Annotated in this window: 28 protein-coding genes and 2 tRNA genes; 11 read left to right on the forward strand and 19 right to left on the reverse strand. The window is 27.3% G+C overall.

Annotated features, from left to right (window positions below):
• Positions 1 to 9: 9 nt before the first annotated feature.
• Together BPP43_RS07590 and BPP43_RS07595 are read right to left on the reverse strand one after the other, a co-directional pair.
• Positions 10 to 94: transfer RNA gene (locus BPP43_RS07590), tRNA-Leu, on the reverse strand.
• Positions 95 to 569: 475 nt separating this feature from the next.
• Positions 570 to 2,159 (reverse strand): glycoside hydrolase family 57 protein, encoded by a 1,590-nt coding sequence (locus tag BPP43_RS07595; protein ID WP_015274618.1) that lies wholly within the window; start codon positions 2,157 to 2,159, stop codon positions 570 to 572.
• Between the two features lie 236 nt (positions 2,160 to 2,395).
• Here BPP43_RS07595 and BPP43_RS07600 point away from each other — a divergent pair, with 236 nt between their 5' ends.
• From BPP43_RS07600 to BPP43_RS07610, 3 genes are all read left to right on the forward strand, one after another.
• A complete protein-coding gene (locus tag BPP43_RS07600) occupies positions 2,396 to 3,130 on the forward strand; it encodes a PP2C family serine/threonine-protein phosphatase (RefSeq protein ID WP_015274619.1) in 735 nt (244 codons plus the stop codon).
• A gap of 92 nt (positions 3,131 to 3,222) precedes the next feature.
• Positions 3,223 to 3,597, forward strand: coding sequence for an ATP-binding protein (locus tag BPP43_RS07605; RefSeq protein ID WP_013244319.1), 375 nt, complete (start codon positions 3,223 to 3,225; stop codon positions 3,595 to 3,597).
• A 40-nt stretch (positions 3,598 to 3,637) separates the two neighbouring features.
• Positions 3,638 to 5,698 (forward strand): tetratricopeptide repeat protein, encoded by a 2,061-nt coding sequence (locus tag BPP43_RS07610; RefSeq protein WP_015274620.1) that lies wholly within the window; start codon positions 3,638 to 3,640, stop codon positions 5,696 to 5,698.
• 69 nt (positions 5,699 to 5,767) lie between these two features.
• Here BPP43_RS07610 and BPP43_RS11670 read toward each other — a convergent pair whose 3' ends face one another.
• Both BPP43_RS11670 and BPP43_RS07615 read right to left on the reverse strand, forming a co-directional pair.
• Positions 5,768 to 5,863, reverse strand: coding sequence for a MetS family NSS transporter small subunit (locus BPP43_RS11670; RefSeq protein WP_014932180.1), 96 nt, complete (start codon positions 5,861 to 5,863; stop codon positions 5,768 to 5,770).
• Positions 5,864 to 5,879: 16 nt separating this feature from the next.
• Complete coding sequence (locus tag BPP43_RS07615) at positions 5,880 to 7,367, reverse strand: sodium-dependent transporter (protein ID WP_013244317.1); 1,488 nt, start codon at positions 7,365 to 7,367, stop codon at positions 5,880 to 5,882.
• A gap of 217 nt (positions 7,368 to 7,584) precedes the next feature.
• Between BPP43_RS07615 and BPP43_RS07620 the strand changes: the two genes are divergently transcribed.
• Both BPP43_RS07620 and BPP43_RS07625 read left to right on the forward strand, forming a co-directional pair.
• Positions 7,585 to 7,668: transfer RNA gene (locus tag BPP43_RS07620), tRNA-Leu, on the forward strand.
• Positions 7,669 to 7,697: 29 nt separating this feature from the next.
• Positions 7,698 to 8,054, forward strand: coding sequence for a response regulator (locus BPP43_RS07625; RefSeq protein WP_013244316.1), 357 nt, complete (start codon positions 7,698 to 7,700; stop codon positions 8,052 to 8,054).
• Between the two features lie 5 nt (positions 8,055 to 8,059).
• Here the strand turns inward: BPP43_RS07625 and BPP43_RS07630 are convergent, their stop codons facing one another.
• Entirely contained in the window at positions 8,060 to 9,829 is a 1,770-nt protein-coding gene (locus BPP43_RS07630; protein WP_015274621.1) for a sensor histidine kinase, read from the reverse strand.
• Positions 9,816 to 10,430: an HAD family hydrolase gene (locus BPP43_RS07635; protein ID WP_013244314.1), complete on the reverse strand. Its 615-nt coding sequence runs from the start codon at positions 10,428 to 10,430 to the stop codon at positions 9,816 to 9,818. The genes BPP43_RS07630 and BPP43_RS07635 overlap by 14 nt, the downstream gene beginning before the upstream one ends.
• Positions 10,431 to 10,689: 259 nt before the next feature.
• On the opposite strand from BPP43_RS07635, the gene BPP43_RS07640 reads away from it, so the two are divergent.
• The 3 genes from BPP43_RS07640 to aroD are packed head-to-tail and all read left to right on the forward strand — an operon-like array spanning position 10,690 to position 13,761.
• Positions 10,690 to 12,150 carry a polysaccharide biosynthesis protein gene (locus BPP43_RS07640; protein ID WP_472264996.1) on the forward strand — a complete coding sequence of 487 codons (1,461 nt, stop codon included), beginning with the start codon at positions 10,690 to 10,692 and terminating at the stop codon, positions 12,148 to 12,150.
• A gap of 7 nt (positions 12,151 to 12,157) precedes the next feature.
• On the forward strand, positions 12,158 to 13,009 hold the full coding sequence (aroE, locus tag BPP43_RS07645; RefSeq protein WP_013244312.1) for a shikimate dehydrogenase: 852 nt from the start codon (positions 12,158 to 12,160) through the stop codon (positions 13,007 to 13,009).
• A gap of 20 nt (positions 13,010 to 13,029) precedes the next feature.
• A complete protein-coding gene (aroD, locus tag BPP43_RS07650; protein WP_015274622.1) occupies positions 13,030 to 13,761 on the forward strand; it encodes a type I 3-dehydroquinate dehydratase in 732 nt (243 codons plus the stop codon).
• A 144-nt stretch (positions 13,762 to 13,905) separates the two neighbouring features.
• Here the strand turns inward: aroD and BPP43_RS07655 are convergent, their stop codons facing one another.
• Positions 13,906 to 14,403 carry a hypothetical protein gene (locus tag BPP43_RS07655; RefSeq protein ID WP_015274623.1) on the reverse strand — a complete coding sequence of 166 codons (498 nt, stop codon included), beginning with the start codon at positions 14,401 to 14,403 and terminating at the stop codon, positions 13,906 to 13,908.
• Positions 14,404 to 14,585: 182 nt separating this feature from the next.
• Positions 14,586 to 15,941, reverse strand: a complete 1,356-nt coding sequence (locus BPP43_RS07660; protein WP_013244307.1) for a PhoH family protein — start codon at positions 15,939 to 15,941, stop codon at positions 14,586 to 14,588.
• A gap of 244 nt (positions 15,942 to 16,185) precedes the next feature.
• On the opposite strand from BPP43_RS07660, the gene BPP43_RS12300 reads away from it, so the two are divergent.
• The 3 genes from BPP43_RS12300 to BPP43_RS07670 are packed head-to-tail and all read left to right on the forward strand — an operon-like array spanning position 16,186 to position 17,881.
• Positions 16,186 to 16,431: a hypothetical protein gene (locus BPP43_RS12300; RefSeq protein ID WP_252832296.1), complete on the forward strand. Its 246-nt coding sequence runs from the start codon at positions 16,186 to 16,188 to the stop codon at positions 16,429 to 16,431.
• Positions 16,376 to 16,753 carry a DapH/DapD/GlmU-related protein gene (locus tag BPP43_RS07665; protein ID WP_252832297.1) on the forward strand — a complete coding sequence of 126 codons (378 nt, stop codon included), beginning with the start codon at positions 16,376 to 16,378 and terminating at the stop codon, positions 16,751 to 16,753. Before BPP43_RS12300 ends, BPP43_RS07665 begins: the two co-directional genes overlap by 56 nt.
• A gap of 33 nt (positions 16,754 to 16,786) precedes the next feature.
• On the forward strand, positions 16,787 to 17,881 hold the full coding sequence (locus BPP43_RS07670) for an alpha/beta hydrolase (protein WP_015274624.1): 1,095 nt from the start codon (positions 16,787 to 16,789) through the stop codon (positions 17,879 to 17,881).
• Between the two features lie 769 nt (positions 17,882 to 18,650).
• Here BPP43_RS07670 and BPP43_RS07675 read toward each other — a convergent pair.
• The 11 genes from BPP43_RS07675 to BPP43_RS07720 all read right to left on the reverse strand — a co-directional run bounded on the left by BPP43_RS07675 (position 18,651) and on the right by BPP43_RS07720 (position 25,920).
• Positions 18,651 to 19,544 carry a LysR family transcriptional regulator gene (locus BPP43_RS07675; protein ID WP_013244304.1) on the reverse strand — a complete coding sequence of 298 codons (894 nt, stop codon included), beginning with the start codon at positions 19,542 to 19,544 and terminating at the stop codon, positions 18,651 to 18,653.
• Positions 19,545 to 19,653: 109 nt separating this feature from the next.
• Positions 19,654 to 20,097, reverse strand: coding sequence for an ankyrin repeat domain-containing protein (locus BPP43_RS07680; protein WP_015274625.1), 444 nt, complete (start codon positions 20,095 to 20,097; stop codon positions 19,654 to 19,656).
• A gap of 119 nt (positions 20,098 to 20,216) precedes the next feature.
• The gene (locus BPP43_RS07685; protein ID WP_015274626.1) at positions 20,217 to 20,987 is read right to left on the reverse strand and encodes a hypothetical protein; all 771 of its coding nucleotides are present in this window, start codon (positions 20,985 to 20,987) and stop codon (positions 20,217 to 20,219) included.
• A 27-nt stretch (positions 20,988 to 21,014) separates the two neighbouring features.
• Positions 21,015 to 21,374, reverse strand: a complete 360-nt coding sequence (gene fliE, locus BPP43_RS07690) for a flagellar hook-basal body complex protein FliE (protein WP_013244301.1) — start codon at positions 21,372 to 21,374, stop codon at positions 21,015 to 21,017.
• A gap of 20 nt (positions 21,375 to 21,394) precedes the next feature.
• Positions 21,395 to 21,856 (reverse strand): flagellar basal body rod protein FlgC, encoded by a 462-nt coding sequence (gene flgC / locus BPP43_RS07695; protein WP_013244300.1) that lies wholly within the window; start codon positions 21,854 to 21,856, stop codon positions 21,395 to 21,397.
• Positions 21,857 to 21,886: 30 nt separating this feature from the next.
• A complete protein-coding gene (gene flgB, locus BPP43_RS07700; protein WP_013244299.1) occupies positions 21,887 to 22,315 on the reverse strand; it encodes a flagellar basal body rod protein FlgB in 429 nt (142 codons plus the stop codon).
• Between the two features lie 562 nt (positions 22,316 to 22,877).
• Positions 22,878 to 24,071 (reverse strand): aminotransferase-like domain-containing protein, encoded by a 1,194-nt coding sequence (locus BPP43_RS07705; protein ID WP_015274627.1) that lies wholly within the window; start codon positions 24,069 to 24,071, stop codon positions 22,878 to 22,880.
• 77 nt (positions 24,072 to 24,148) lie between these two features.
• Entirely contained in the window at positions 24,149 to 24,454 is a 306-nt protein-coding gene (locus BPP43_RS12305; RefSeq protein WP_015274628.1) for a hypothetical protein, read from the reverse strand.
• Positions 24,455 to 24,464: 10 nt separating this feature from the next.
• Positions 24,465 to 24,671 (reverse strand): hypothetical protein, encoded by a 207-nt coding sequence (locus BPP43_RS12310; protein ID WP_015274629.1) that lies wholly within the window; start codon positions 24,669 to 24,671, stop codon positions 24,465 to 24,467.
• Between the two features lie 12 nt (positions 24,672 to 24,683).
• Positions 24,684 to 25,214 (reverse strand): hypothetical protein, encoded by a 531-nt coding sequence (locus BPP43_RS07715; RefSeq protein ID WP_013244296.1) that lies wholly within the window; start codon positions 25,212 to 25,214, stop codon positions 24,684 to 24,686.
• Between the two features lie 115 nt (positions 25,215 to 25,329).
• The gene (locus tag BPP43_RS07720) at positions 25,330 to 25,920 is read right to left on the reverse strand and encodes a TetR/AcrR family transcriptional regulator C-terminal domain-containing protein (RefSeq protein WP_013244295.1); all 591 of its coding nucleotides are present in this window, start codon (positions 25,918 to 25,920) and stop codon (positions 25,330 to 25,332) included.
• Between the last annotated feature and the right edge of the window lie 123 nt (positions 25,921 to 26,043).

The raw sequence follows: 26,043 nt of genomic DNA on the forward strand, positions 1-26,043 counted from the left end.
TTGGTATTTTGCTCGGAGCCGGAATCGAACCGGCACGGTCGCAAGGACCAGCAGATTTTAAATCTGCTATGTCTACCAATTCCATCATCCGAGCTAGTTGCTAAGTATTATAGCATAACACAAAAAAAAATGCAAATTTATTTTTGTATTTTTATAGCTAAACAATTATATTTTGTACGAGCTGTACCACCTTTCCGCACGGTAATGCTATGCTTTAATTATAACTTCTTAAACGTGCTGGGGAGTACTTTTTAATGTATAATTAAATTATCAAATTTATCATAAAAATGCAGCTATTCGCAAGCGTATCCAAATGATATAAAATTATTTTATACCAATACCATAGGACTTCCTTAAGTCGTACTGAAGTCCTCCATTTGGTTGCTGTGCAGGATTAGTCAAAAGTTTTCGCCATTCTGGCACGCTTTGCGAAAATGCAAGTATTATAACTAATATCTTAGAAATATTTATCAATATTATTATTAACTTTTATATAATGCATAATTTAATATAATAAAAAAGGGAATGTTTATTAACACTCCCTTTCATTATTTCTATATCTAATTTTATTAACTGTATATTCTGAAATCCATCTCTGGGAATATATCATCACGCCATTCTAATTTACTGAGCCACTCTTCATTTAAATCTCTGTTTTTTATAGCGTAATAGAGGTCGGTAAATCTCTTTATATATAATTTTGTAGTATTAACAGCATAATCAACCATAGTGCCTGTATGCATAATGAAAGCCCAGTCACTGCTTTGTGCCAATAACAATTCACGTGCAGCCTGATTCAATGCTCTCTCATAAAGACCTGTTTCATTATAATAATCATGAGCAAGCTCTATCATACGTTCTGCAGCTTTATGTAAATGTCTGTAAATCCAGCCATTAGTACCGTTAAGCCAAACTTCACCATAGCCATTAGCTCCCCAGCTAGACATTGAAGGCATAGATATTTGATTTATTGGGTGTCTTTCTAAATATTCTTTTGGTGTGATTGTCTCTATAGTATTTTGGTCATGATGAATCTTTCTCATTAAGAACTCTATAAACATAGGTCCTTCATACCACCAGTGTCCGAATAACTCAGCATCATAAGGTGATACTACTATAGGAGGTCTGTCGTCCATCACTGAAGCTAAATACTCTATTTGCTTTTCTCTGTTAAACATAAAATTACCAGAATGCTCACCTGCAGCCTCCATAGCCCATTCTGGATTATAAGGCTCTTTAGCACAATCTTTACCAGTAATTCTATAATATTTTATGCCTGTATTTTTTCTAAGACCATTGCTTTGTATAAACTCTTTTATATATTCAAAAGGCAAATCATATCCAATGTCTCTGTAAAACTCTCTATATCTTGGATCACCTGGATAACCAACTTCAGCACTCCAAACGCTTCTAGAACTCTCAATATCACGTCCGAAAGCAGCAACTCTACTCTCTCTAGAACAATATAAAGGAGCATAAACACCATATTTTGGCACTCTGTCGGCATACATTATACCATGTGTATCAACAAAGAAATATTTAATTCCGTTGTTTGCAAGATGTTTTTCAAGTCCTGGGAAAAATCCGCATTCTCCAAGCCATATGCCTGTAGGTTTTCTTCCTAAATGCTTCTCATGAGTTTTTACAGCCATTTTTAACTGTGCTTCTATTGCTTTAGGATATTCCTGCATAAATGGGAAAAAGCCATGCGTAGCTCCGCAAGTTATTATCTCTAAATTTCCTCTCTCCAAGAAATACCTAAAACCATTAAGCAAGTTTTTATTATACTTATAAACAAATATATCTCTTATCTTTATAAACTTATCTCTATAAAACTCAGCAGTATGATGAAAATTAGGGTCTAATGAAGTTCTTTCAACTTCCATCTCTGCTAGTTTTATCAATTTTTCTATATAATTAACATATCTATTTTGAAGAAGCTCATTTGCAAGCATATTCATAAGAGGAGGCGTTACGCTCATAGTGATTTTGAAATTTATTCCATCATTAACCATTCTATCATAAGCGTCAAGAAGAGGTATATATGTTTCTGTAATAGCCTCGTATAACCATTCTTCCTCTAAAAAGTTTTCATGCTCTGGGTGTCTGACATAAGGGAGATGAGCATGAAGCACTAAAGCTAAATAGCCTTTTGACATAAAACATTCCTTAATATATTTTATTTTTTCTATAATAATATTATATAAAATTATATTCTGAAAATCAAGACTAATACTATATTAAAAAAATCAAATTTTCATATAAAATAACTATTTATAAAATAATGATTTTTTAAAAAAATACAACTTTTAAATCTATTATATTAATAAACTTGAAAAAAATATTTTTGCCTGTAAAATATAAAAAATATAAAAATTAAGGAATGTGAAATAATATGGATATTTTCTCTTTTACAAATAAATCTAACAATAATAAAACAAATACTGATACTATACTTTTTAACAGCGAAGCAATACTTGGAAGACCATTAATAATAAATGAACAAAACAATTACAGTCATTTTATAAACTCTATGGAAGGCACTTGTATATCATTAGTTGCTGATGGTTTGGGAGATACTTTTGCTTCAAAGCTTGCTATAGATGTTTTTAATGAGAACTTTTTGGATTTAGTAGAACTTGTTGGAGAGCAAGAAGTGATAAACTGGATAATGCATAACTTCATCAAATTAGAAGTTAATGCTGCTAGAGAATCTGCTGATGATGTTCAAAAATCTATGGCAGGTGCTTCTATTGCGGGAGTATTATATCATAAGTTTGCTGGTGTATTTGTGTTTCATGCGGGGGACGCTAAAGTGTTTTGCATAGACAAAAATAAGGCTACTCAAATAACAAGAGACCATGTTAATGGATATGCACTTGAAAACTGTGCTTGTGCAGGCGGAGGACACTACATTACAATAGAAGGCTCTAGAAGAAACAAAAGTCAAAACTATTTTATTGCTACTAATTCTATGTGTGAGGCTATAGCATCTAATTTTAGCTCATTAGAAGAGGGTGTTTACAATATAATGAGTTTATCCACAGAAGAGGCTATAAACAAATTAAAAGCCATTAACAGCAATGACAATATAACAGCCTTTGGATTAAAAAACCTTTATAGTATTTAATAATTTGTATATAAAATCTTGACAATGCATATTATTTAACTATACTTTATTTATATCGTATAAAAAATACTATATACAATAATATGCTGAAGATGGAAATACCAAGTAATAAAACATTAATACCATATATATCTGAAATCTTTATTCAGTATTTGCATTCACATGATATAAAAGACGCTGATGCCATGCAAATAGCCTTTGAAGAAGCTTTAACTAATGCTATAGTTCACGGCAACAATAATGATTATAGCAAAAATGTAAATATATCATTTAATATAAAACAAAACATGCTTGAAATCAGCATAGAAGATGAGGGCAGCGGATTCAATTACAAAGCTATAAAAATAAATAATGATGACGTATACCGCAAAAACGGACGAGGCATACTTTTAATATCACTCTACACAGACAGTTTTCACTTTGAAGACTACGGCCGAAAAATAGTAATGAACAAGTACATAAGTTAGGAATAATTAAACCAAATATCAAAGAAGTTTTAATAGTATTATGACCGAAGAATTAAAATCAAAAATACAAAAATTAATAGTAGAAAAAAAATTTGAAGAAGCAATAAAACTATCCAATGAAGCAATTGAAAAAGACAATAAAAATTATGAATTATATGTTGGAAGAGCATCATTAAAAAACGTAATAGGTCTATATGAAGATGCTATAAAAGATTATAATATAGCTATAGAATTAAACAATAAAGACCCAAAAATTTATTGGCAAAGAGGTTATATAAAATCAATTTTAATAGATTATAAAGGAGCAATAGAAGATTTTGATACAGCTATAAAATTAGGTATTAATGCCCCAAGAATATTTTTAGATAGAGGCGTTATAAAATCAAATTTACATGATCATACGGATGCTATAAATGATTTTAATATAGCAATAAAATTAAATCCATATTATGCAGAAGCTTATAATTTTAGAGCTTTATCAAAAATAGAATTAGGATTATACGAAGATTCTAATAGTGATTTTAATACAGCTATAAAATTAAACCCAAACTATTATTTTGCTTATACTAATAGGGGGTTATTAAATTTATTTTTAAAAAATTATGATCAAGCTTTAAAAGATTATGATTACGCTTTAAAAATAGATAAAAATAGTATCATCAGTTACAGATATAGAGCACAAATAAAATATATATTAGGAATGTATGAAGATGCTATAAAAGATGCTGAAAATGCTATTAACATATATAATAATTACATGGATGCTCATTATATAAAAATATTATCAAAAGCTAAATTAAAAAGATATATAGAAATAATTGATGATTTAAATATAGTGGCAAAAATTAATACAAATTTTGAAAACAATTTTATCAGTGATATTCTGAATTTATTAGAAACATATTCTAATATAGAAAAAATATTTCAACTATTAATCAAAACTGAAAATATTTTGCTATGGAGAAATGAACCAATAACAAATTTAATTTTTCATTTTTATAAAAGAAAAAATTTTGATGATGAATTAAAAAAAAATATAAAATATCTTTTACTATATGAATATTTTTTACTTAAAATATTAACTTTTGATAGTGAAAAAGAAAATGATAAAATAGAAATATCTCATTATACTTCTTTAGATATTTTACCATTATTATTAAATATTAATGGCAATATAAAAGAAAGCGGAAAAATGAGAATAAATAATATAACAACTGCTAATGACCCTAAAGAAGGGAAAATTTTAGAAAGAATTCTAAATAAAAATAATATAGATATAAAAATAGAAAATGATGAAAAAGCTTTAACATTACAAACATCATATTCAAGAAATAAAGATTCTCTTACAATGTTTAGACTTTATGGTAAAAAAGAAAATAAAGAAGCTACAGGTATATGCTTAGTTTTAGATAATAAATATTTTAATAATTTATATACTTCCCCTTATTCTTATGAATTTAAATTTAAGATGGAAAATAATAAAATTGAAATAGACGAAAAAATTAATGAAGAAAAATCAGAAGAAAATAAAAGAAATCTATATTGGGTACTTTATTATAATGAAAAAGAAAATCAGCTTATATACAATAAAGAGAAGTCCAAATATGCAAGTAATATTATTGATTTAAATGATTTGAATAATCCTAATTATAAAGCAGAGTTAAAAGAAGATGATACAAAAGAAAATATGATTAAATATGCATTTGCAAAAATATTTTATTATACAAAAGAGATAAAAAAGGAAGTAGATAAAAATTATCAAAATATAAAAAATCAACTATACAGCTATTTGTTTGAAAATATAAAATATATAATAAAACATGAAGCATTCTTTGAAGAGCAGGAACTTAGAATGCTTGTAACAAATGATTATAAATCTGATGAAATATTAATTGATAATGATAAGAAAAAACTCTATATTGATTATATAAAACTTTTTGATGAAAGGACTAATTATATAAAAGAAATAATAATAGGCTCTAAAGTAGAAAACAATGAAGCAGTTGCAGAATATATAAGAAAAGTACTTCATACAAAAAATACAGAAATGAATAAATTAGATGATATAAAAGTGAGTATATCTGAAGCCCCATTAAGATAATAATTTTTTATGTTTGTTAACAAAAAAAGGGGGATTTTGTCTCCCCCTATTATTTTTAATTATTTCTTTTTATTTCTTTCTAGCACCTATGCTTACAAAAAATATAAACCCGCCCCATATTACTATAAGGCTAAGTGCCATAAATATTGCAGAATCTGGACTCATATATCAATACCTCCTATTAACTATTTAAAGTTCTGTCTTTAAGTTTGGCTAGTATAATACCAACTATAAAAGCCAATATAGGCATAGACCAACCTAATATTATTAAAGCAGCTTGAGGATAGTTTCCATAAGGTTTTTGGAAATCGTTTATAAGTTTTAAAGCCAACATTATAGCTAAGAATATTGGAGTTAAAAACTTCAAACAGAAATCCCACCATAATCCAACTTTAAACTCACTTACTTTATTAATAAGCTCTTTGAAATCGCCCAATTTGTATACCCAAGCAACTAATACTATCTCTATAAGACCGCTTACTACTATGTTATAATTATTAAGGAAAGCATCTACTATATCAAGTATGTTCAAACCGCTTCCTGTAGCATAAACCATAGAAATTAAGCCCTGTATTAATATTACTATAACAGCAACTTTTTTTCTGTTGAAATGGAACTTATCTATAAAAGAAGATATAACAACCTCAGCAAGTGATATAGCAGAAGTAAGTCCTGCAAAAGAAAGTACTAAGAAGAATACTAAACCAAATATTCCATTTAAACCAGGTAAAGCATTAATAGCCTCAGGGAATACCATGAAAGCCAAACCTATACCACCGCTTCCAGCAACCTCAGCAACTTCTTTACCTTGAGAATAAGCCATATAACCCATTATGCTAAATACAGTTAAACCAGCAAATAAACTAAAGCTAGTATCAGCAAAACCAGTCATAAAAGCGTTATTAGCAATATCAGAATCATCAGGCAAATAACTAGAATATGTAATCATTATACCAAAAGCAACAGACATACTATAAAATACTTGACCATAAGCAGCAATCCATACTTGAGGATTAAGCAATTTAGAAAAATCAGGCTTAAACATATAATCAAGTCCTGCTAAAGCACCAGGTAAAGTAATACCTCTAATAAGTATAATTACTACAAGTATAGCAAGCAAAGGCATAAAAATTTTATTAGCTTTTTCTATACCATCTTTAACCCCGCCTATAACAGAAGCAAATATTATTACCCAAACAATAATTAAAGGAATAGCCACACTTAAATTAAAACTTCCAAGAGAAAAACCGCTTTCTAATTTTAAATATTCACCAGTGAAAAAAGCAGCAGTATCAGTTCCCCATTTTAATCCTTGAAGTGAAAATAATCCATAAGATAATGACCAAGCTATAATAACAGAATAATAAATAACTATAGCAAAACAAGTAAATACTTGAAGCCAACCTAACCATTCCCATTTTGTATTAAGGAATTTTAAAGCTCCAGGTGCACTCCTATGTGTTTTATGACCAATAGAAAACTCTAATATCATAATAGGTATACCAGCAGTAAGCATAGCAATGAGGAATACTATCATAAATGCTCCGCCGCCATTAGATGCTACCATATATGGGAAACGCCATATATTACCCAAACCAACAGCAGAACCTATAGCAGCTAATATAAATCCTGCACGAGTACCCCACTGCCCTCTGTGTTGATGACTCATAATCGACTCCTTTAATCTTTTTTATATAAAATTTATTATAATATACAATTTTCTTATAAATATCAATACTTATTGTAGAATTTTTTTAAATCCTAAATATATATAATAAACAACATATTGTGTTATTTATCACATTAATATATAAGTCTACATTAGCAAACATAAAAATATACTTGATTTTTATATAATTATATACTATAATGTAACTGTTTTTTAAGCCGAGATGGTGAAATTGGTAGACACGTCAGACTCAAAATCTGATTGGGGCAACTCAGTGAGGGTTCGATTCCCTCTCTCGGTAAATGTAATTCCTAATTCCTCGGATTATTTATGAAAGAAAATACTGTTATACTAGTAGATGATGATGGTATTACCCTAAATAAAACCAAAGCCTTACTTGAAAGTTCTTCTATAAAAGTATTAACTGCAGAAAATTTATATGAACTTATGAGTAAAATATATAAGTATAATATAGATACTTTAATATTTAATCCTAATTTAGTATGGATTAATGTTATAGAGTTTATTACTGAATTAAAAAAAGTAAATAATGAATTGGATTTCAAAATATTCTTCATATCAGAAAATATAGATAAAAGCTTAAAAGAAGAAGCAAAGAAGTTAAATATAAAATACATTAATAACAATTCTAATATTAATAAAATAATACAAGATTTAGTTAAATAAAAATTTTACACTTCAAATCTAATAAAAAATGTAGTACCTTCTCCAATTATAGAATCAACATCTATTCTGCCATTATGTTCGCTAATAATTTTTTCTACTATAGCAAGACCTATACCAGTACCTTTATCTTTGGAAGTAAAATATGGTTCAAATATTCTTCTCAAATCTTTTTTTTCTATACCATTGCCAGTATCTGTAACACTGACAGTAAAAAACTCTTCTCCATCTAAAACTTCATGATAGCTAGATAAATATATTAAAGATTCTTTATTATTATTATCCATAGCCTCTATAGCATTTTTTATTAAATTTCTAAAAGCAATAAGAAGCTTATCTCTATCCATATTAATAAAACAATCTATTTTAGAAAATGATGTTTGAAACTTAACATTTTGCATATTTTTAAAAGAATCAAAAACTTCAATAAGAACATCGTTAATAGATTCTTTTTCATCTGAGAGTTTAATATTAAAAGAAAACTCTGAAAATGATTTTACCAGAGATAAAATGCTATTAGAATTTTTAATAATAGTATTAACATACTTTCTTATTTTATCCAAATCATCATCAGACATATTATTTTTTAATCTCTTTTCAATTAACTCAGCATTCATCATAATAGGCATAAGCGGATTTTTTATTTCATGTGCAACCTTAATAGCAGCTTCCTTCCAAGTCTCTAATGACACTCTTATTTTCTCTTTATCCCTATGATATTTCAAAGCCCTTGCCATAACATTAAATCTATATATCAAGTTTCTAAGGTCATGAACCCCAGAAAATTTCATCTCTATATTAAAATCTGAATTAATAATAGAGTTTGTAGCATTAAGAAGCAAACTTATAGGTCTTGTTATAAAACTAGAAAATATTATACCAAAAATAATAGATATAAATGTTGATATACCCAATATAAAAACATACAAAAGTTTTAAAACTATAGAAAACTCTCCGGTAAACATGTTAATAGAGTTGTATATTCTAAAAGCATTTAAAGCATTGTTTCTAACATTAATATAATTGCTAGGCATACTATCAAAAATAATAGCATAATGATTTACATCTCTTAAAGGAACTATAGCATTAATATAAAATAGTCCATTGTATTCACTATTTGCAAATGTAATTTTATCTAGAGAAAATCTATAATTAATATCAAGAGGAACATAGTTTTGAGAATTAAATAAAATAGTACTATAGCCGTAATATGAATTAGAAACAAAAATTATATTAGTAAAAATATTATCTCTATATATTATATTACTTATTTTGGCAGTATCAGACAAATCTATATTATTTAAATAATTCATAGAAACATTTGATATACTATTTAATATGCTATTTTGTTTATTAATTATATCATCATTAGAAACCTCTATTATATATGAAAGAGAATCATTAATACTCTTATTTGTAAATAGGTTTAGATTAGACTCTATAATATAATATGACATCTTACTAATAACTAAACTTGTAATAACAGTCATAAAAGCCATGATTGATACCATAGCAAGCTTGAGATGAGAGCCTTCTTTTTTTTTGAGAGCTTCTAATACAAATTTAATAATTGTTATTATACCAACTATAATGCTTGATGAAGGCACAAATAGTGTAAAAAACATATACAGCAAATTGCTAGTATTAGGCTCATATACAAAACTGCTTATATATAAAGAAGCAATTAAATCTAACAATATAAATATAGAAACTATTGATAAATATAAACCGCCATAGCGATTTTTTATTTTGAAAAAAAGCTCTTTAATTATTTTCATAATACTCTATATTTTTTAATTCCAAAGATAAATCATCTATATTTTTTAAATGTATAGATTTTATTCCTACTTGCTCAGCTGCTGCAACATTATCAAAATTATCATCTATAAATAAACATTCTTTTGCATTTAATTTGTATTTTCTAAGTAATAATTCATATATAGCCTTGGTTGGTTTAATAATTTTTACATCAGCAGAAATTATACCGCCAGAACATGTTTTATCAAAAAAATCAGTTTTTTTTCTTATTGTATTAAAAGTTTCAACCGGCATATTTGATAAATAATATATATTATATCCTTTTAACTTATACTCTTTCAATAATTCTATATTATGATGTATAGATAATACAGCAGATAAATTGGAATCAAATATTTCTTTTAATATAAATTTATATTTTGGACAAGCATGTAAAAAATAGTCTTTGGCATTATTGAATGATAAATCTCCTTTATCCATTAAGCTCCAATTTTTATCTCTTATGGTATTATCTAAAAACTCATCTACATCATCTACTCTATTAGTATGTTTATAAAGAAAATCAACTACATCAAATTTAAACAGTACGTTTCCTATATCTGATATAATATTTTTTATCATTCTATGTCCTTATAATATAATACACTCATTATATTTTTATAGTGGTATTTGTCAAGTTTTTGTACAGTTTAAATTAATATATTTTACAAACAATTAAAAACAGAATAAACACTACGCACGCTAAATTTACACATAAATATAAATGAAATTAAAATACAACTTTTATTATATTATTAAAAATCTTTCACCGTGCGGTAAATAAATTAAATAACTTGTATAATAACAAATATATACTATAATTAATTATTAAAAAATAATTTTGGGATACTTAATGGATAAAAAAAATATTGTTATTATCGGAGCTGGCAATGCTGGAGAGACTCTTGCTTCTGAAATATTGACATCAGACGAAAATAATGAATATAATATACTATGCTTTTTAGATGATGATGAAAATAAAAAAGAAATTAATATTTATAATCATACTATAAAAGTTGAAGGCAAAGTTAAAGACATAGAAAAAATTATAAACAAATATAAAAATGACAATATAGAACTAGAAGAAATTATTATAGCAATACCTACACTTAAACAAAAAGAACTTCTTGAAATACTAGATATAATATATCCTACAGGCATAAAATATAAAATACTCCCTTGTTTTTTTGAGATAATAAAAGGAAATGCTTCTATTAAAGATATTAGAAACATTGAACCATCAGATTTACTTGGAAGAGAAGAGATTGGTTTTGATGAAAAAGAGATATCGGATTATTATAAAGATAAAACAATACTAGTTACAGGAGGTGGGGGCTCTATAGGAAGCGAGCTTGTAAGACAGTTAGTAACTCTTCCTGTAAAAAAAGTAATGGCTTTAGATAATTCTGAAGGTGCAATACATAGCCTTATAATGTCTTTAAATGATAGAAAAAATGAAAAAAACAAACATAAGTTTAAATATATTATATCTAATGTTAGAGATTATGTAAAAGTAGATAAAATATTAAAACAAGAAAATCCAGATATAATATTTCATGCAGCAGCACATAAGCATCTGCCATTTATGGAAGAATATCCGGAAGAAGCAATAAAAAATAATATATTAGCAACAGAAAATATAGCTACATTAGCAATCAAAAACAATATTAAAAACTTTATATTTATATCAACAGATAAAGCCGTTCGTCCAACATCACTTATGGGGGCAAGCAAAAGAATATGCGAAAGAATGATAATGTCACTCTCGCATGAACAAAATATAACTAAGTTTAAGATAACAAGGTTTGGTAATGTTCTTGGAAGCAGCGGAAGTGTAATACCAGTATTTGAAAGGCAGATTAGAGAAGGAAAACCTCTAACAGTTACGCACCCAGAAATGGTTAGATTTTTTATGTCAATAAGAGAAGCAGCAAGACTAGTAATAAAAGCTTGTACGCTTAATGATGGAGTTATATTTACTTTGGATATGGGTAAGCCTGTAAAAATATTAGATTTGGCAAAAAATATGCTTAAGATGTATGGTCTTACAGAAAAAGATATTCCTATAATATTTACAGGTATAAGAGAAGGTGAAAAATTATACGAAGAGATTCTTATGGACGATGAAACTCTAATACCTTCACAGTATAAAAAATTATTTATAGCTAAAGACCCTGTACAATGTTTAACACCAGAAGAGCGTAAAATAATGATTGATGCATTCGATATAGCCTCACTCGATGCCGATAAAGATACAATAAAATTGCTGATGAAAAGATATATAGAAGAATATACAGGATAATTAAAAAATGAATATAACAGCAAAAACAACATTAACAGCACTTTTTGCTTCACCTTGCAAACACAGTTTATCCCCAATCATGCATAATAAATCTTTTGAAAAACTATCATTAGATTATGTATATTTAGCTTTTGAAGTAGATAAAAATAATTTAAAAGAAGCTGTAGCCTCTATAAAAACTCTTAATATGAGAGGCGTTAATTTATCTATGCCAAATAAAAAAGAAGTTATACAGTATTTGGATAATATTTCAGAATCTGCAAGACTCTCTCAAAGCGTAAACACTATAGTTAATGATAATGGAGTTTTAACAGGTCATTCTACAGATGGAAAAGGTTTTATAAAATCGCTTGAAGAAGAAAATGTTAATATAAAAAATAGCGATGTTACAATACTTGGCATTGGAGGAGCTTCTATTTCTATAATTACAGAGTTTGCTCTTTACGGTGTAAAAGAAATATCTGTTTTTAAAAGAGATAATAATTGGACTGAACAAAAAAAGATAATAGACAATATTCAAGATAAAACTAATTGCAAAATAGAGCTTTATACTTTGGATAATAAAAAAGAATTAAAAAAACAAATAGACAAAAGTAAATTATTAATTAATGCTACAAGTGTTGGTATGAAAGAAGATGCTTCAATTATAGAAGATAAAACATTTTTTAGAGATGATTTAATTGTTGCCGATTGTATATATAGCCCAGCAAAAACAAAATTGCTGCAAATAGCAGAAAAAGAAAATTGTAAAATAATTAATGGAATGGGTATGCTTTTATATCAGGGGGCATTGGCTTTTGAGATGTGGACTTCTAAAAAGATGCCTGTAGATTATATAAAAAATATAATATTTAATTAAAAAATATTAGCGGAGTTATTATGATTAAAGTAAAAAATCTTAATATTGGTGATGGTGTTCCTAAAATATGTATTCCTGTTATAGAGAAACATAAAAAGGATGTTATAAAATATATAAAAGATATAGATAAACTTCCAATAGATTTAATAGAATGGCGTGCAGACTTTTATGAAGACAGTGACAACAATATAGAAGAGCTTTCTAAAGAGATAAAAAAATGCACAACAAAACCTATAATATTTACTTTAAGAAGTGTTAAAGAAGGCGGAAATCTAAATATAAAATCTAATACATATGACAGTATGATTAATATTTATAAAACAATCATAGATAAAAAATTATTCTCAATTATAGATATAGAATTATTAACTATAAAAGAAAATGATATAAAAGAATTAATAAAACTATCAAAAAAAGAAAATATAAAAACCATTCTTTCTAATCATGACTTTAATAAAACTCCAAATAAGCTTGAAATAATTCATAGAATAAAAAAAATGATAAAATTAAAAGCTGATATAGCAAAAGTAGCCTACACTCCAAAAAAACAAAAAGATGTATTAACATTATTAGAGCTTCATAATGAAATAAACAATATACCGATCATAACAATATCAATGGGAGAAGAAGGAGTTATAACAAGACTATTCTACTCTGTAATTACATTTGCTTCCGCTAAAAGAGCATCGGCACCAGGACAAATAGAAGCAACAAAATTAAAATATATGATAGACAATATTTATAAAAATTAATTAACTTTTTTATTGTTATTTTTCCAACCTTTGTACCCATACCTACAGGCACTCCTTTCAGTCGCCCTGAAGGACTCCTTTCAGTCGCTGTGCGGACTTCGTCAAAGTTGCAAAACTGCTAATTTATGAAATCTAAATAACTTATTATTGAGCAGCATATATAAACTTAAGAGTTATACCTACATTTGATATAAATTTAGAATCTTCTGAAAATATAACTTTACTCTCATCGTTAGATTTTATAGTAAATGTTAACTCTGTAAGTTTTTCATTAGAAGTTTCAGTGTTAATAGGCTCTATATAACTAACACTAATATAACTATATTTAGCTATCAATATAGATGAAATATGTATTACAATTGATGACATCAAATCTGAAACATTCTGAACACCTGTTCCTGTAACATTTATATTTACAGCGGTATTATTAGCTGATAAATCATTAAACTCATCTTTAAATACAAATGTATAGCCTTGTTCAGTAAAATCTGCAACCGAGTTTAATGTAGTTTTTACATCATTCAAAGTAACAGTTTTATTAGTGCTGTTATTATTTTTTTCATTTGGACTATTTGGATTATTCGCACTACAGCTTATAAAGCTAAGAATTATTAAAAGATATATTACAATATTCTTAAACATAAACTAAAATCCTTAATTATATTTAACAAAGTTAATTACAATATGATATTATAATTTTTTAATATCATTCCTACATTTATTTACAAAATTATAATACTGTTAAAAAACATTTTTTTAAAATAAAAAAGCATAAAGTATAATATTAACCAGTACACTTTATGCTTTGCTATTATTTAATATTTTTATAATACGTTCGCAGCAAGCTCGGCAAGTTTTGAACGCTCTCCTTTTTCAAGCGTTACAGTTCCGCTTAAAACTTCTCCTTTGGTTCTGTCTATCAAATAAGTAAGTCCATTGTTTCTTTCGTCCAAATAAGGAGTATCTATCTGGTGAATGTCTCCTGTGAAAACTATTTTTGTTCCTTCGCCTGCTCTTGTAATAATAGTTTTTATTTCATGAGGAGTGAGGTTTTGTGCTTCATCTACTATAAAATATATTCTATTTAAACTTCTTCCTCTAATATATGCTAAAGGAGAAATTACTATCTTTTCATTTTCAAGCATTTTTTTAATGTTCTTGCTTTCATCACTATCATCAGAATGTATATGCTGTATTACTGAAAGGTTATCAAATAAAGGCTGCATATAAGGGTCTAATTTGCTGTTAACATCTCCAGGTAAAAAACCTAAATCTTTATTAGAAAGTGCAACTATTGGACGGGCTAAAAGTATTTGCCTGTACTCTCTTCTTTTTTCTAAAGCAGCAGCAAGAGCTAAAAGTGTTTTACCAGTACCAGCTTTACCCATTATTGTAACTAAAGGTATATCATTATCAAGTAAAACATCTAAAGCCATAGCTTGCTCTTCATTTCTTGGCTTTATTCCATAAGCATTAATATCACTATCAACATAAACTATTGTATTAGTATCATCTTTATATTTACCTATCACAGCTTCATCTTCTTCATTTACTCTATAACAAAAATATGTGTTAGGATAAATTGAATGCTCTTCTTTAACGCCTATTTGTTTATTATCTTTAAGCTCTTTTATATAAACACGTGCATTGTCACCAGAGATACTTTCTATACCAGTAAACAATGAAGATAATTTATCAATTTTATCAGTGTTATAATCTTGAGTATCTATACCTAAACTTCTTGCCTTCATTCTCATATTGATATCTTTTGTAATGAGAACTACTCTATGATTTTCAGATTTCAAATTGTATGCACAAGATAGTATTTTATGGTCAGGTATGTTTCCTGCAAATATCTTTTTAAAATCTTCTTTCTCTTCGTTATTAACATCAACAAATACCTTACTTTTATTATCAAGCAAAGCACCTTTTTTGAATATATCTTTTACCCCTTCAGTTTTTTCATTTTTTTCAACTATAGCATCAAGCTCTCTTATAAACTCTCTCGCATTAAAATTAATTGTATCGCTTCCTTTTTTGAACTTATCAACCTCTTCCAAAACTGTAATAGGTATAACAATATTAGTTTCTTCAAAAGAAAATATTGACTTAAAATCATGCAGTATAACATTTGTATCAAATACGAATACTTTTTTATTAGGTATAAAATTTTCTATCATCGCAAATCCTTATTTTTAAGATAATTTATTACATTCAACATTTAAATATAATAAACGCTATATAATAAGTATTATACAAAAGAGATAAAAAAGCAAATTCATTTAATAAAATGAATATCAAAGTTTAATATAACTACTATACCTTTTAGGCATAAAAAGATATAACTCATAAATATTTGATATAATACATTTTCTTTATAAAATAAAATCAATTAATATAAATATCAAAATAAGGAATAAACACATGAATATCGAAGAGTTTATAAAATACTGCAAAGAAGGAAATCCTGTATCGAGCATTGATAAAGAGCTATCACCATTTTTGCATGAATGTGCACAAAATGCAATAAAAACATGTATGGAAATTAATAATAGTTATCACACTCCAGAAGAAGTAAGAAAATTATTTGAAAAGCTAACAGGTGAAAATATAGATGAAAGTTTTTACATGCTTCCCGCCATTTTACAGCGACTTTGGAAGAAACATTAAAATTGGAAAGAATGTATTTTTTAATTGCGGCTGCTCATTTCAAGACAGAGGAGGAATAACTATAGGAGACAATGTATTTCTTGGAATGAATGTTACTATATCAACTTTAAATCATGGTTTTGATTTAGAGCATAGAAGCACAACATATCCGTCAAAAGTAGTGATAGGAAATAATGTTTGGATAGGGTCTGGAGTGAATATACTTGGTGGAGTAACTATAGGAGACAACTCAATAATAGCTGCTGGTGCTTTGGTTAATAAAGATGTGCCTTCTAATGTGATAGTTGGAGGAGTGCCTGCTAAAATTATAAGAAATTTATAATAAAGATTTAAATAAAAAAATAAGGAGTGTTAAATGAAAAAAATAATATTATCAGTAACTTTGATACTAGCTTTTTTAATATCTTGTAATCAATCACAAAATAACCAAAATAATCAATCTAAAGGAGGAGATGAAATGGATACAAGAGTATTTAAAATTTACACAAACATAGAAATGAAAAAAGTAAAATTTAAAAATCGTTATGGTATAGAAATAGCAGGAGATTTATATTTACCAGAAAATTATACTAATCAAAAAAATCCTGCAATAGTTGTATCTGGACCATTTGGAGCAGTTAAAGAACAAGCTTCAGGATTATATGCTCAAGAAATGGCTACTTATGGTTTTGTTGCTTTAGCATTTGACCCATCTTTTACAGGTGAAAGCGGAGGCGATGTAAGAAACACTTCTTCCCCTGATATATTTACAGAAGATTATAGTGCTGCTATAGATTATTTGGGTTTACTTGATTATGTAGATAGAAACCGCATTGGTGTAATAGGTATTTGCGGACTTTCTGGAATGGCCATAACTGCTGCTGGAACTGACACTAGAATAAAAGCTGTTGCAACTCTTTCAATGTATGATATGTCAAGAGATATGAGTAAAGGACATCAAGACTATTATACACCTGAACAAAGAAGAATAATAAGAGAATATTTAAGCGAACAGCGTTGGAAAGATGCAGAAAGCAAAACTTATGCTTTAGGAAATCATGAACCTACTTTTGATGCTAATAATAATATACAAGCTTCTGCTATGGTTGTGCCTGAAGAGCTTCCAGAAAATGCTGACCCAGTATTTGCTGCATTTTACAACTATTATGCTAAAAGAGCTTATCACCCTCGTGCTATAAACTTTGTTACTTCTTGGACTGCTACAATGCCTATATCATTTTGGAATTTCCCTTTAATGGCTAATATTAAAGATGTTTCTCCTACTCCTATACTTTTGGTAGCGGGTGACAAAGCACATTCAAGATACTATTCTGAAGATGTTTATAAAGAAGCATTAGAGCCAAAAGAATTAGTAATAGTAGAAGATGCTGACCATGTTGATTTATATGATAATATGGAGAAAATTCCTTTTGAAAAATTATCACAATTCTTTACTGAAAATCTAAAATAATTAATAGACCTTTATAACTAATTTTCTCTTTAATCCAAGTGTTATTTTATAATACTTGGATTTTTTATTTGTAATTATAATCAAATAACGCACGGTAAACAAACACTTATTTATAATAAAAATTATAATTATTAATTAATCTATTTCTTATAATTTTACTCACCGTGCGGTATGTTAATCATAAATTAAAATAATGCCTTGACAAGTTCTATATTTTCAGTATTTATTTTATATAAAGATAAATTATTAAAACTAAACTAAAATTAGCCTTTTTGCTTCTTTGTGGCAACAAAAGAAGTGGGGTGCGGGGCAAAGCCCTGCAAATATTAAAAATAAAAAACATAAATTTTAACAAACTAAAAATTTTTCGCTATAAATTAGAATTATATTTTTATAATTTTTCTCACCGCACGGTGTAGTGAATTTTGAGTTTAAATAAAACTTGGGCGGGCGTTATATTTTCAGTTTAAACTCTTAGATAAATAAAAATAAAAAATAACTATTTAAACAATAAAGCATAAAGGGCGGGCAAGCGTAAATAAATTTTAAAATTTTATTTTCTCTCCCCACCCTCTAGATTTTATAATTTAATTTTATATTAGAAATTTTTTTATATTTTTTGTTTAATTAGAATTTGTTAGCACCCACCCAAGCGTTTTTTAAATTTGCTGTATTGTACACCGCACGTTTTAACAGTTTTAATTTTATAACTATATAAAAAATAGAAATTGACTTATATTTTATAATTTTTTCTACCGTGCATTATAGATTAAATTTTAAATTTATTTGTAAGTCTATCCAAAAATATTTTTGATGCCCTTGAAAACTCCTGATTCTTCTTCCATACAATATTAATACCAGATTCTAATTTTGGTTTTAAAGGTATAAAACATATATTTTGATGATACATATTGTCTATTAACTTGTCCAAACATAAAGCATAACCCATACCTTCACTAACCATAATCAAAGCATTATAAATTAGGTTATAAGTTGCCGTTATATTAAGATTATCAAAAGTATCAGAAAACCACCTTGAAAAATCATTATCCTCTATTTCTGTTTCTATTACTTGCCTTGAAATTATCAAAGGAATATTCAATAAATCTCTTTTTGTTATATTCTTTTTATTTGATAAAGGAGAATCTTTTCTCATAGCTAATCCCCAAGTATCTTTTAGAGGAATTTTTAAATAATCATATTTAGATAAATCAGCAGGGTCAATTAATAATCCAAAATCAAGTAACCCCTTATCAAGCTTTTCTGTAATGTCTTGAAAATTACCGCTGTAAATATTATATCTTATATGCGAATAATCACTTTGCACATCTTTCATCACTGATGCAACTAAACTCATAGCCCAAGTCTCACCAGCACCAATAAATATATCCCCCGCTATCACCTTATCAGTAAAATTAAACTCTGCTCTGGTTTTATCTACCATGTTTATTATTTCTTCTGCTCTCTTTTTTAGTAAAATGCCCTCAGGTGTGAGAATAATATTGTTATGCTTTCTTTCAAAAAGTTTATGACCAATATCTCTTTCAAGCATGTTTATCTGTCTGGATAAATTAGGCTGAGTGAGATTAAGATATTTTGCCGCTTTAGTAATGTTTCCCTCTCTTATAGTTGTTAAAAAATATTTTAATACCCTAATTTCCATAACTTAAGCCTTAAGAAATAATTTTTTATGATAGATTATTAATTATATAAGTTTTTATAAAATAATTATATATTTAATTTTCAATAATTAAGAATAATAAAAAATAAGATTAATTTGATTTGCTTTGTAAATAATTATATATATCTTCAAAACCTTCAAACTCTGCTATGTCTATTGGTTTTAATGAAAGATTGTCTTTAATGTTAATGTCTGCTCCTAATTCTACAAGCGTTGCAACGGCTTCATATTTTCCATATTGTGCTGCTAAATGCAAAGCTGTTCTTCCATCATTATCTTTTTCATTAATATTATCAATTTGTTTTGCAATGTCTTTTATAATATCACTGTCCCCATAAAACACAGCATACATCAAAATGTTTCTTCCGTTACTGTCTTTTAATGTATAATCAATTTTTTTTCTGTTATCTAATATTAGTTTTTTTATTTCGTTTTTATTTAAATTATTATCAGATAAAGCATGCATCAAAACTGTAAGCCCTTCATTGTCTTTTTTGTTTATATCAAAAGAAGAATTTTTTAAATTATAAAACATAAATAGTAAATAAAATAACACTGCTATTAAAATTATAGTGCCTATATAATAATATGTTTTTTTATTTTTTTGTTTAACTTTCTTTTTGTTTTTTGTTTTTGTTCATTATATTATCCAAATTATAAAGAAAATATATCTTTTATTATATAAACAAAATCTTGTTTTGGGAATTTTTGAATTGTTATAACATCTTCTACTTTTTCTGCATAATACAATTTATTTTCTGAGGGTATATAAGAAATTGAAAATATTTGTGCATTAGAGTTAAGAAGTTTTTCTTTAGTGTATCCTTCTTTTGATATATTAATTATTCTATCAGAAACATTATCACCAAAGAAAATAAATACCGCATGATTATAGAGCTTTGCTTTTAATATTTTTTGTTTCTCATTTTCTGTTTTAAATAACTTTTGATTATCATCTATATATAAATCTAATATTTCATTTAATTCATTTTTTACAGTTGTAAGCACTGCCTCTGTATCTTTATCTATATCCAAAAGCAAAAAATAGTAAGCATGTATAGTTATAGATTTTTTATTTTTTACAACATCTATATTAATAAAAACCCTAGAAGAGTTTATAGAATACATACTATATCCAAAATATTTAAGTCTTTCTATGATATGCTCTTTTGTAACATTTGTTTTTATGTTATGTTCCAAAATTGAATTATATCTAATAAAGTTTAAATATCTTTTGTTAATGTTTGATATATATAAATAAGCAAAAATTATTGTTATTATTTCTAATACTATTAAAGTTATAGTGATATATATTTTATTATTGTTATAAATAGATAAGAATATTAAGTTGGCAAACGCTATGGCGATTAAACCATAAACGCTTGCCCTTAATAACTCTTTTTTGAAGGAGAACTTTTTTTCCATTATTTGTTTAATTAAAAAAATTATTTATTATCTATATGAAGTTACTTCCTGATAAGCTCTTACAGCTCTATCAACTACAGCTTTAGTGAAACTGAGTGATAATTCAGCCTCAGCAATAGCGTTCATTACATCAGAAACATCAACCTGATCAGGTCTAATTCCAGCCTGAACTATAATATTATCTTTATCAACTTGCTTTTGATTAACAGATTCTATTGCATCGCTAAGCATAGTACCGAAATTACTTATCAAATCATTGTTAGAACTTCTTCTCAACATTTGAGCTGGTCCATAATGACGAGGGTCTGTAGTTTTTAATACAAATCCATAATTATCGCCAACATTTCCTGTTTTAGAATAAGCACTCATTACGCTATTAATATCCATAAAAATATCCTTATATATAATTAATATCTAATAATATTCAAAGCACTTCCAAACATAGTTTTAGCCGATTGAATCATAGTAGAGTTAGCCTCATAAGCCCTAGAAGCTTCCATCATATCAACCATCTCTGTAACAGGATTAACATTTGGCATCTCTACATATCCAGCCTTCTCACCATATTTTATAGCATCAGGGTGTGAAGGGTCATAAACAAATCTTGTTGCAGTTTCCATATCTTTCTCTATGCTGAATACTCTTACACCTGTACCAACATTAGGCTGCAAAGCTTCTGGTAAAAAAGGGCTTCTATATTTATTGCCGTCATCTCTTGGCTTAAATACTACTCTGCTTCTTCTAAAAGCTCCGCCCTCTGTAGTGCGTGTTGTATTAACATTAGCTATGTTGTCTGCTATTACATCAAGTCTTGTTCTTTGTGCAGTTAAACCGCTTCCAGATGTATTAATTATTGAAAATATTCCCATTTACTCACTCCTTAAAATGACTAACAATATTTAAGCATTGCCTATCATTCTTCTAATGTCTCTATATTGAGCATTCACTATTTGAGAAAACATTTGATAGCGTAAAGTGTTTTTAGCTTCTTCAGCCATTTCTTTATCTATATCAACATTGTTTTTATCGTTTCTGTAGTTGGTATCATAATCTACTGTAATTGTAGGAGATACTTCACTATAATCCATAGGCATATTAAAAGGAAAATGTCTTGGGTCAGTTCTTTTTGCCTCAATACCGTCATATTTCTCACTGTCTAAAGCTCTTGCTAATTGATATTCAAAAGTAACATCGCTTCTTTTGAAATTTGGTGTAGAAACATTGGCTATATTGTCTGCTATCACTTCTGCTCTAAGCCCATAAACATTTAATAGCTTTTTAGCAATAGTCATAGTTTTTGCATATGTTGTATCTGCAAACATACTCATAATTATATATCCTAATAAAATAATACTTATGTTAAGTTTCGGTTTAATAAAAAAAGGCTTTAGTAATTTTTTAGCATTATTTTAATTAAAAATATTTTTAATTTTGTTCAACTTTTCCAATGGCTCGAGGTGTAGACTTTGTCAAAGTTTTAGCCATTCGGGCACGCTTCACGAAAGTGCAAATATTTAATTTTTATATCTAAAAAATATATAATAATACATTATATTTTTTGAATATATTTAACTATTCCTTTTAACAAATGCAGTCTTTTTGGTTCTTTTGGCCACAAAAAGAACTGGGGGCGTGTACCCTGAGGGCACGCTTCGCAGGGGGCTAGTCCCCACAAGCAAAAAACTTTAAAATTTTTAGTATACAGCAAAGAATTATATTTTATCATGTAAGTTTTTATTTTATTTAACTTTTTCCCGCAGCACACGGTGTGGACTTCGTCAAAGTTGCAAAAGCACACATTTAATTTTCAAATTTTTAATTATTTCTATTTTAAAATAAAACAGGCGGCTTCATCGCCGCCCTTTAAATATATTATAATAATAAGGAAAATTATTGAGATTTTTTCATGTCTTCTATTACTTTTGCAAGTATTGATATACCTTTATCTATATTCTCAAAAGAAGAGTTAGTATAATTCAATCTAAAAGTACCCTCTCCTCTTTTTCTCTCATAGAAAGGCTCTCCTGCTGTAACTGCAACTCCTGCCTCTGCTGCTTTCTTACCTAATTCTATAGCATCTAAACCTTTAGGCAATGTAGCCCATATAAACATACCGCCTTCAGGGTGTGTCCAATGCATATCTTTAGGCATGTATTTATCTAAACATTCAAGCATACAGTTACACTGCTTGCCATATAAATCTATAATAGTTTTTATATGCTCATCATAATCATTATTTTTTAAATATTCAGCAACAACCATTTGAGAGAATATATTAGTATGCATATCTACAAGCTGTTTATACTCTTTCATTTTTGTAACAAGCTCTTTTACAGGTGAAGCAATCCAGCCTAATCTTAAACCAGGGGCAACTGTTTTTGAGAAAGTACCAAGAAGTATAGCTTGCTCTCCTAACAATTTACCAAAAGAATTTTGATGCTCGCCTTTAAATCTTAATTCTCCATAAGGGTTATCTTCTACAAAGAAAGTATCGCTCTTCTTTACTATATTAGCTATCTTTTCTCTAACTTCATTAGTATATGTTATACCAGTTGGGTTTTGAAAAGTAGGAATAGAATAGAAGAACTTAGGATTATATTTTTCTATTACATTTTTTACCTCTTCAACATCAGCACCATCTTCTTTAAGATTTACTGTTTGAATATTAGCATTATATAGGTGAAAAGTTTGTAAAGCAGCCAAATATGAAGGGTCTTCAAGCATAATATTATCACCTGCATCCACTAATACAGAAGATATAATATCCAATGCCTGCTGAGAACCATTTGTAATGACTATATCTTTAGCCTCTAAATTAATACCGCTTTTTTTGTACCTGTTGGCAATAAACTCTCTTAAAGGCAAATAACCATCAACACTGTTATACTGTAAAGCACCAGCACCATTATTTGACAGCACTTTAATACAAGCCTCTTTTACAGCCTCCACAGGAAATGATGAAGGATTAGGAAGTCCGCCTGCAAATGATATTAAATTACCCTTCGCAGCAACCTCTAGCATCATCTTAACAAAATCGCCCTGAAAATCTTCTTGTAATGCTCTTTTAGATAATCTTAATTTCATAAATATATCCATAAATAAAATTTTCTGTATTATACAATACTATTAACAATAATGCTATAGCTATACTATAAAATTTTTTATATTTTTACAATATCTCCTATCAAAACCTTTTTCTCCCAATTTATATCATTTTCTCTTGGAGAAGGAAATGTTTTCCAATTAACTTTCTTATTTGCTACCCATACTTCCTTAGACTCAAAAACACCATTATTATTCATCCAATCATTTAGCTTTTTATAATACGATGCTTTATAAGCATAAGTATAATAAAGCTTATTATTGTCTATAATATATCCTTCCATAAAAGTAACTTTAACAGAAGTATAAGCAGAAAATACAAGCATAAACTTATTAATAAAATCACTGTTGCTATAAACAGCCATCTTATTATTTTTAGTCTTTTATTAAAGTAAGTTTTTTTTTATTATCTATAATAATATCGCCATTCTCTTCAAACACATATTTTTTATCAGCATTTACAACTTTTCTTTTAACTGCTTTAATCCAATCTTTATCATAAGATATAACTCTGCTATTAGTGATAAAAAATAAAACAGCAATGACAATAAATATTACAGCTATAATAAATATATATTGCACTCTGCTAAAACCTTAATACAATTCTCCCGCATAAGAACCATCTGCCCAGTTAACATCTTCAGGCTGCGGTATAGGATATTCTGTCCATTTAGCATCTGGTTTTGCAACTTTTGTATTATTGCTTGATATAATATTATTATCTTCCCATTTTTTTAATTTTGATTGATAACTATCCACATAATTTATATATCTAGTTAATTTAGAACCCTCTAGAGAATATCCCTCAACCAATACCACTCCAAGAGCAGGAGCAGATTCATAAAAATAACTTAAAGGTACTTGGTGAGTATAATAAACTTGAGTATCTGACCTAGCACCCAAAAAATGATATTCTTTTATTAATGAAAAAGGAGAATTACCAGAAATTAATACTAAATTTCCTCCCGGTATTCCTTCATATAAAGCCCCTTGCATATCTATTGTTTTTCTGTTAATAAAGCTAGCCCAATTCTGTGAATATTGACTTCCTTTAGTAATATTTTGGGCATTTAAGAAATTAAATAAACCAATAGAAATTAATAAACAAAATAATACTTTTCTCATAATACATACTCCATAATATACTCATACTAATTAAAATAAATAAAATTAGCAAAAGTAAAAACATTATGTAAATATTATCGTAAATTATTTGCTTATTTATTAAAGAATATGATATTTATTCATACACAAAAATTCTTTGCATAATAATATCAGATATACACTCAGCAAGTTCCTGAGGTTTTATAGTACAATCATTTAAAATCCATTCACTAATTACAGTAATAAAAGCTCCAGAATAAAAAGCACCCATCACATTAAAGAAATAAGGTTTATCAGGTTTAGCAAGCTTCATATCCTTTACACCCTCTATAACATAAGCTTCTAAATACTTTTGTAATATCTTTGTAATGCTGTTATCTTTATTGTTTTGAAAAATAATCTTTAAATATTTTCTGTTAAAATAAAAATACTGCAAAATCTTTATCATTATATCTATATGGAAATCTTTTAATTTATCTTCTATTTTGTATCTTTGTAAATCTTCCAAAAACTTTGCTTCATACTCATCTAATTTTGATTTTAAAAGTTCATATTTATCATTAAAATAAGTATAAAAAGTACTTCTATGCATATTAGCTTTTGAACATATATCTATAACTCTAATTTCTTCAAACGGTTTTTCTTCGAGCAAGGCACCTAGAGCATCTTCTAATATTTTCTTTGTCTTATTTACTTTGATAGTAGATTTATTGTTCAAAGTTTTCATAGATTTACCCAAAACATAATTATTTTTACTATATTATTATATATATAAATTAAATAATGTAAACTTTTAAATTAAAAAATATCGATATTTTATTATAATTATATTATTATTATTTTTTTAGTT

It is taken from the genome of Brachyspira pilosicoli P43/6/78 (assembly GCF_000325665.1).
Lineage (GTDB): Bacteria > Spirochaetota > Brachyspiria > Brachyspirales > Brachyspiraceae > Brachyspira > Brachyspira pilosicoli.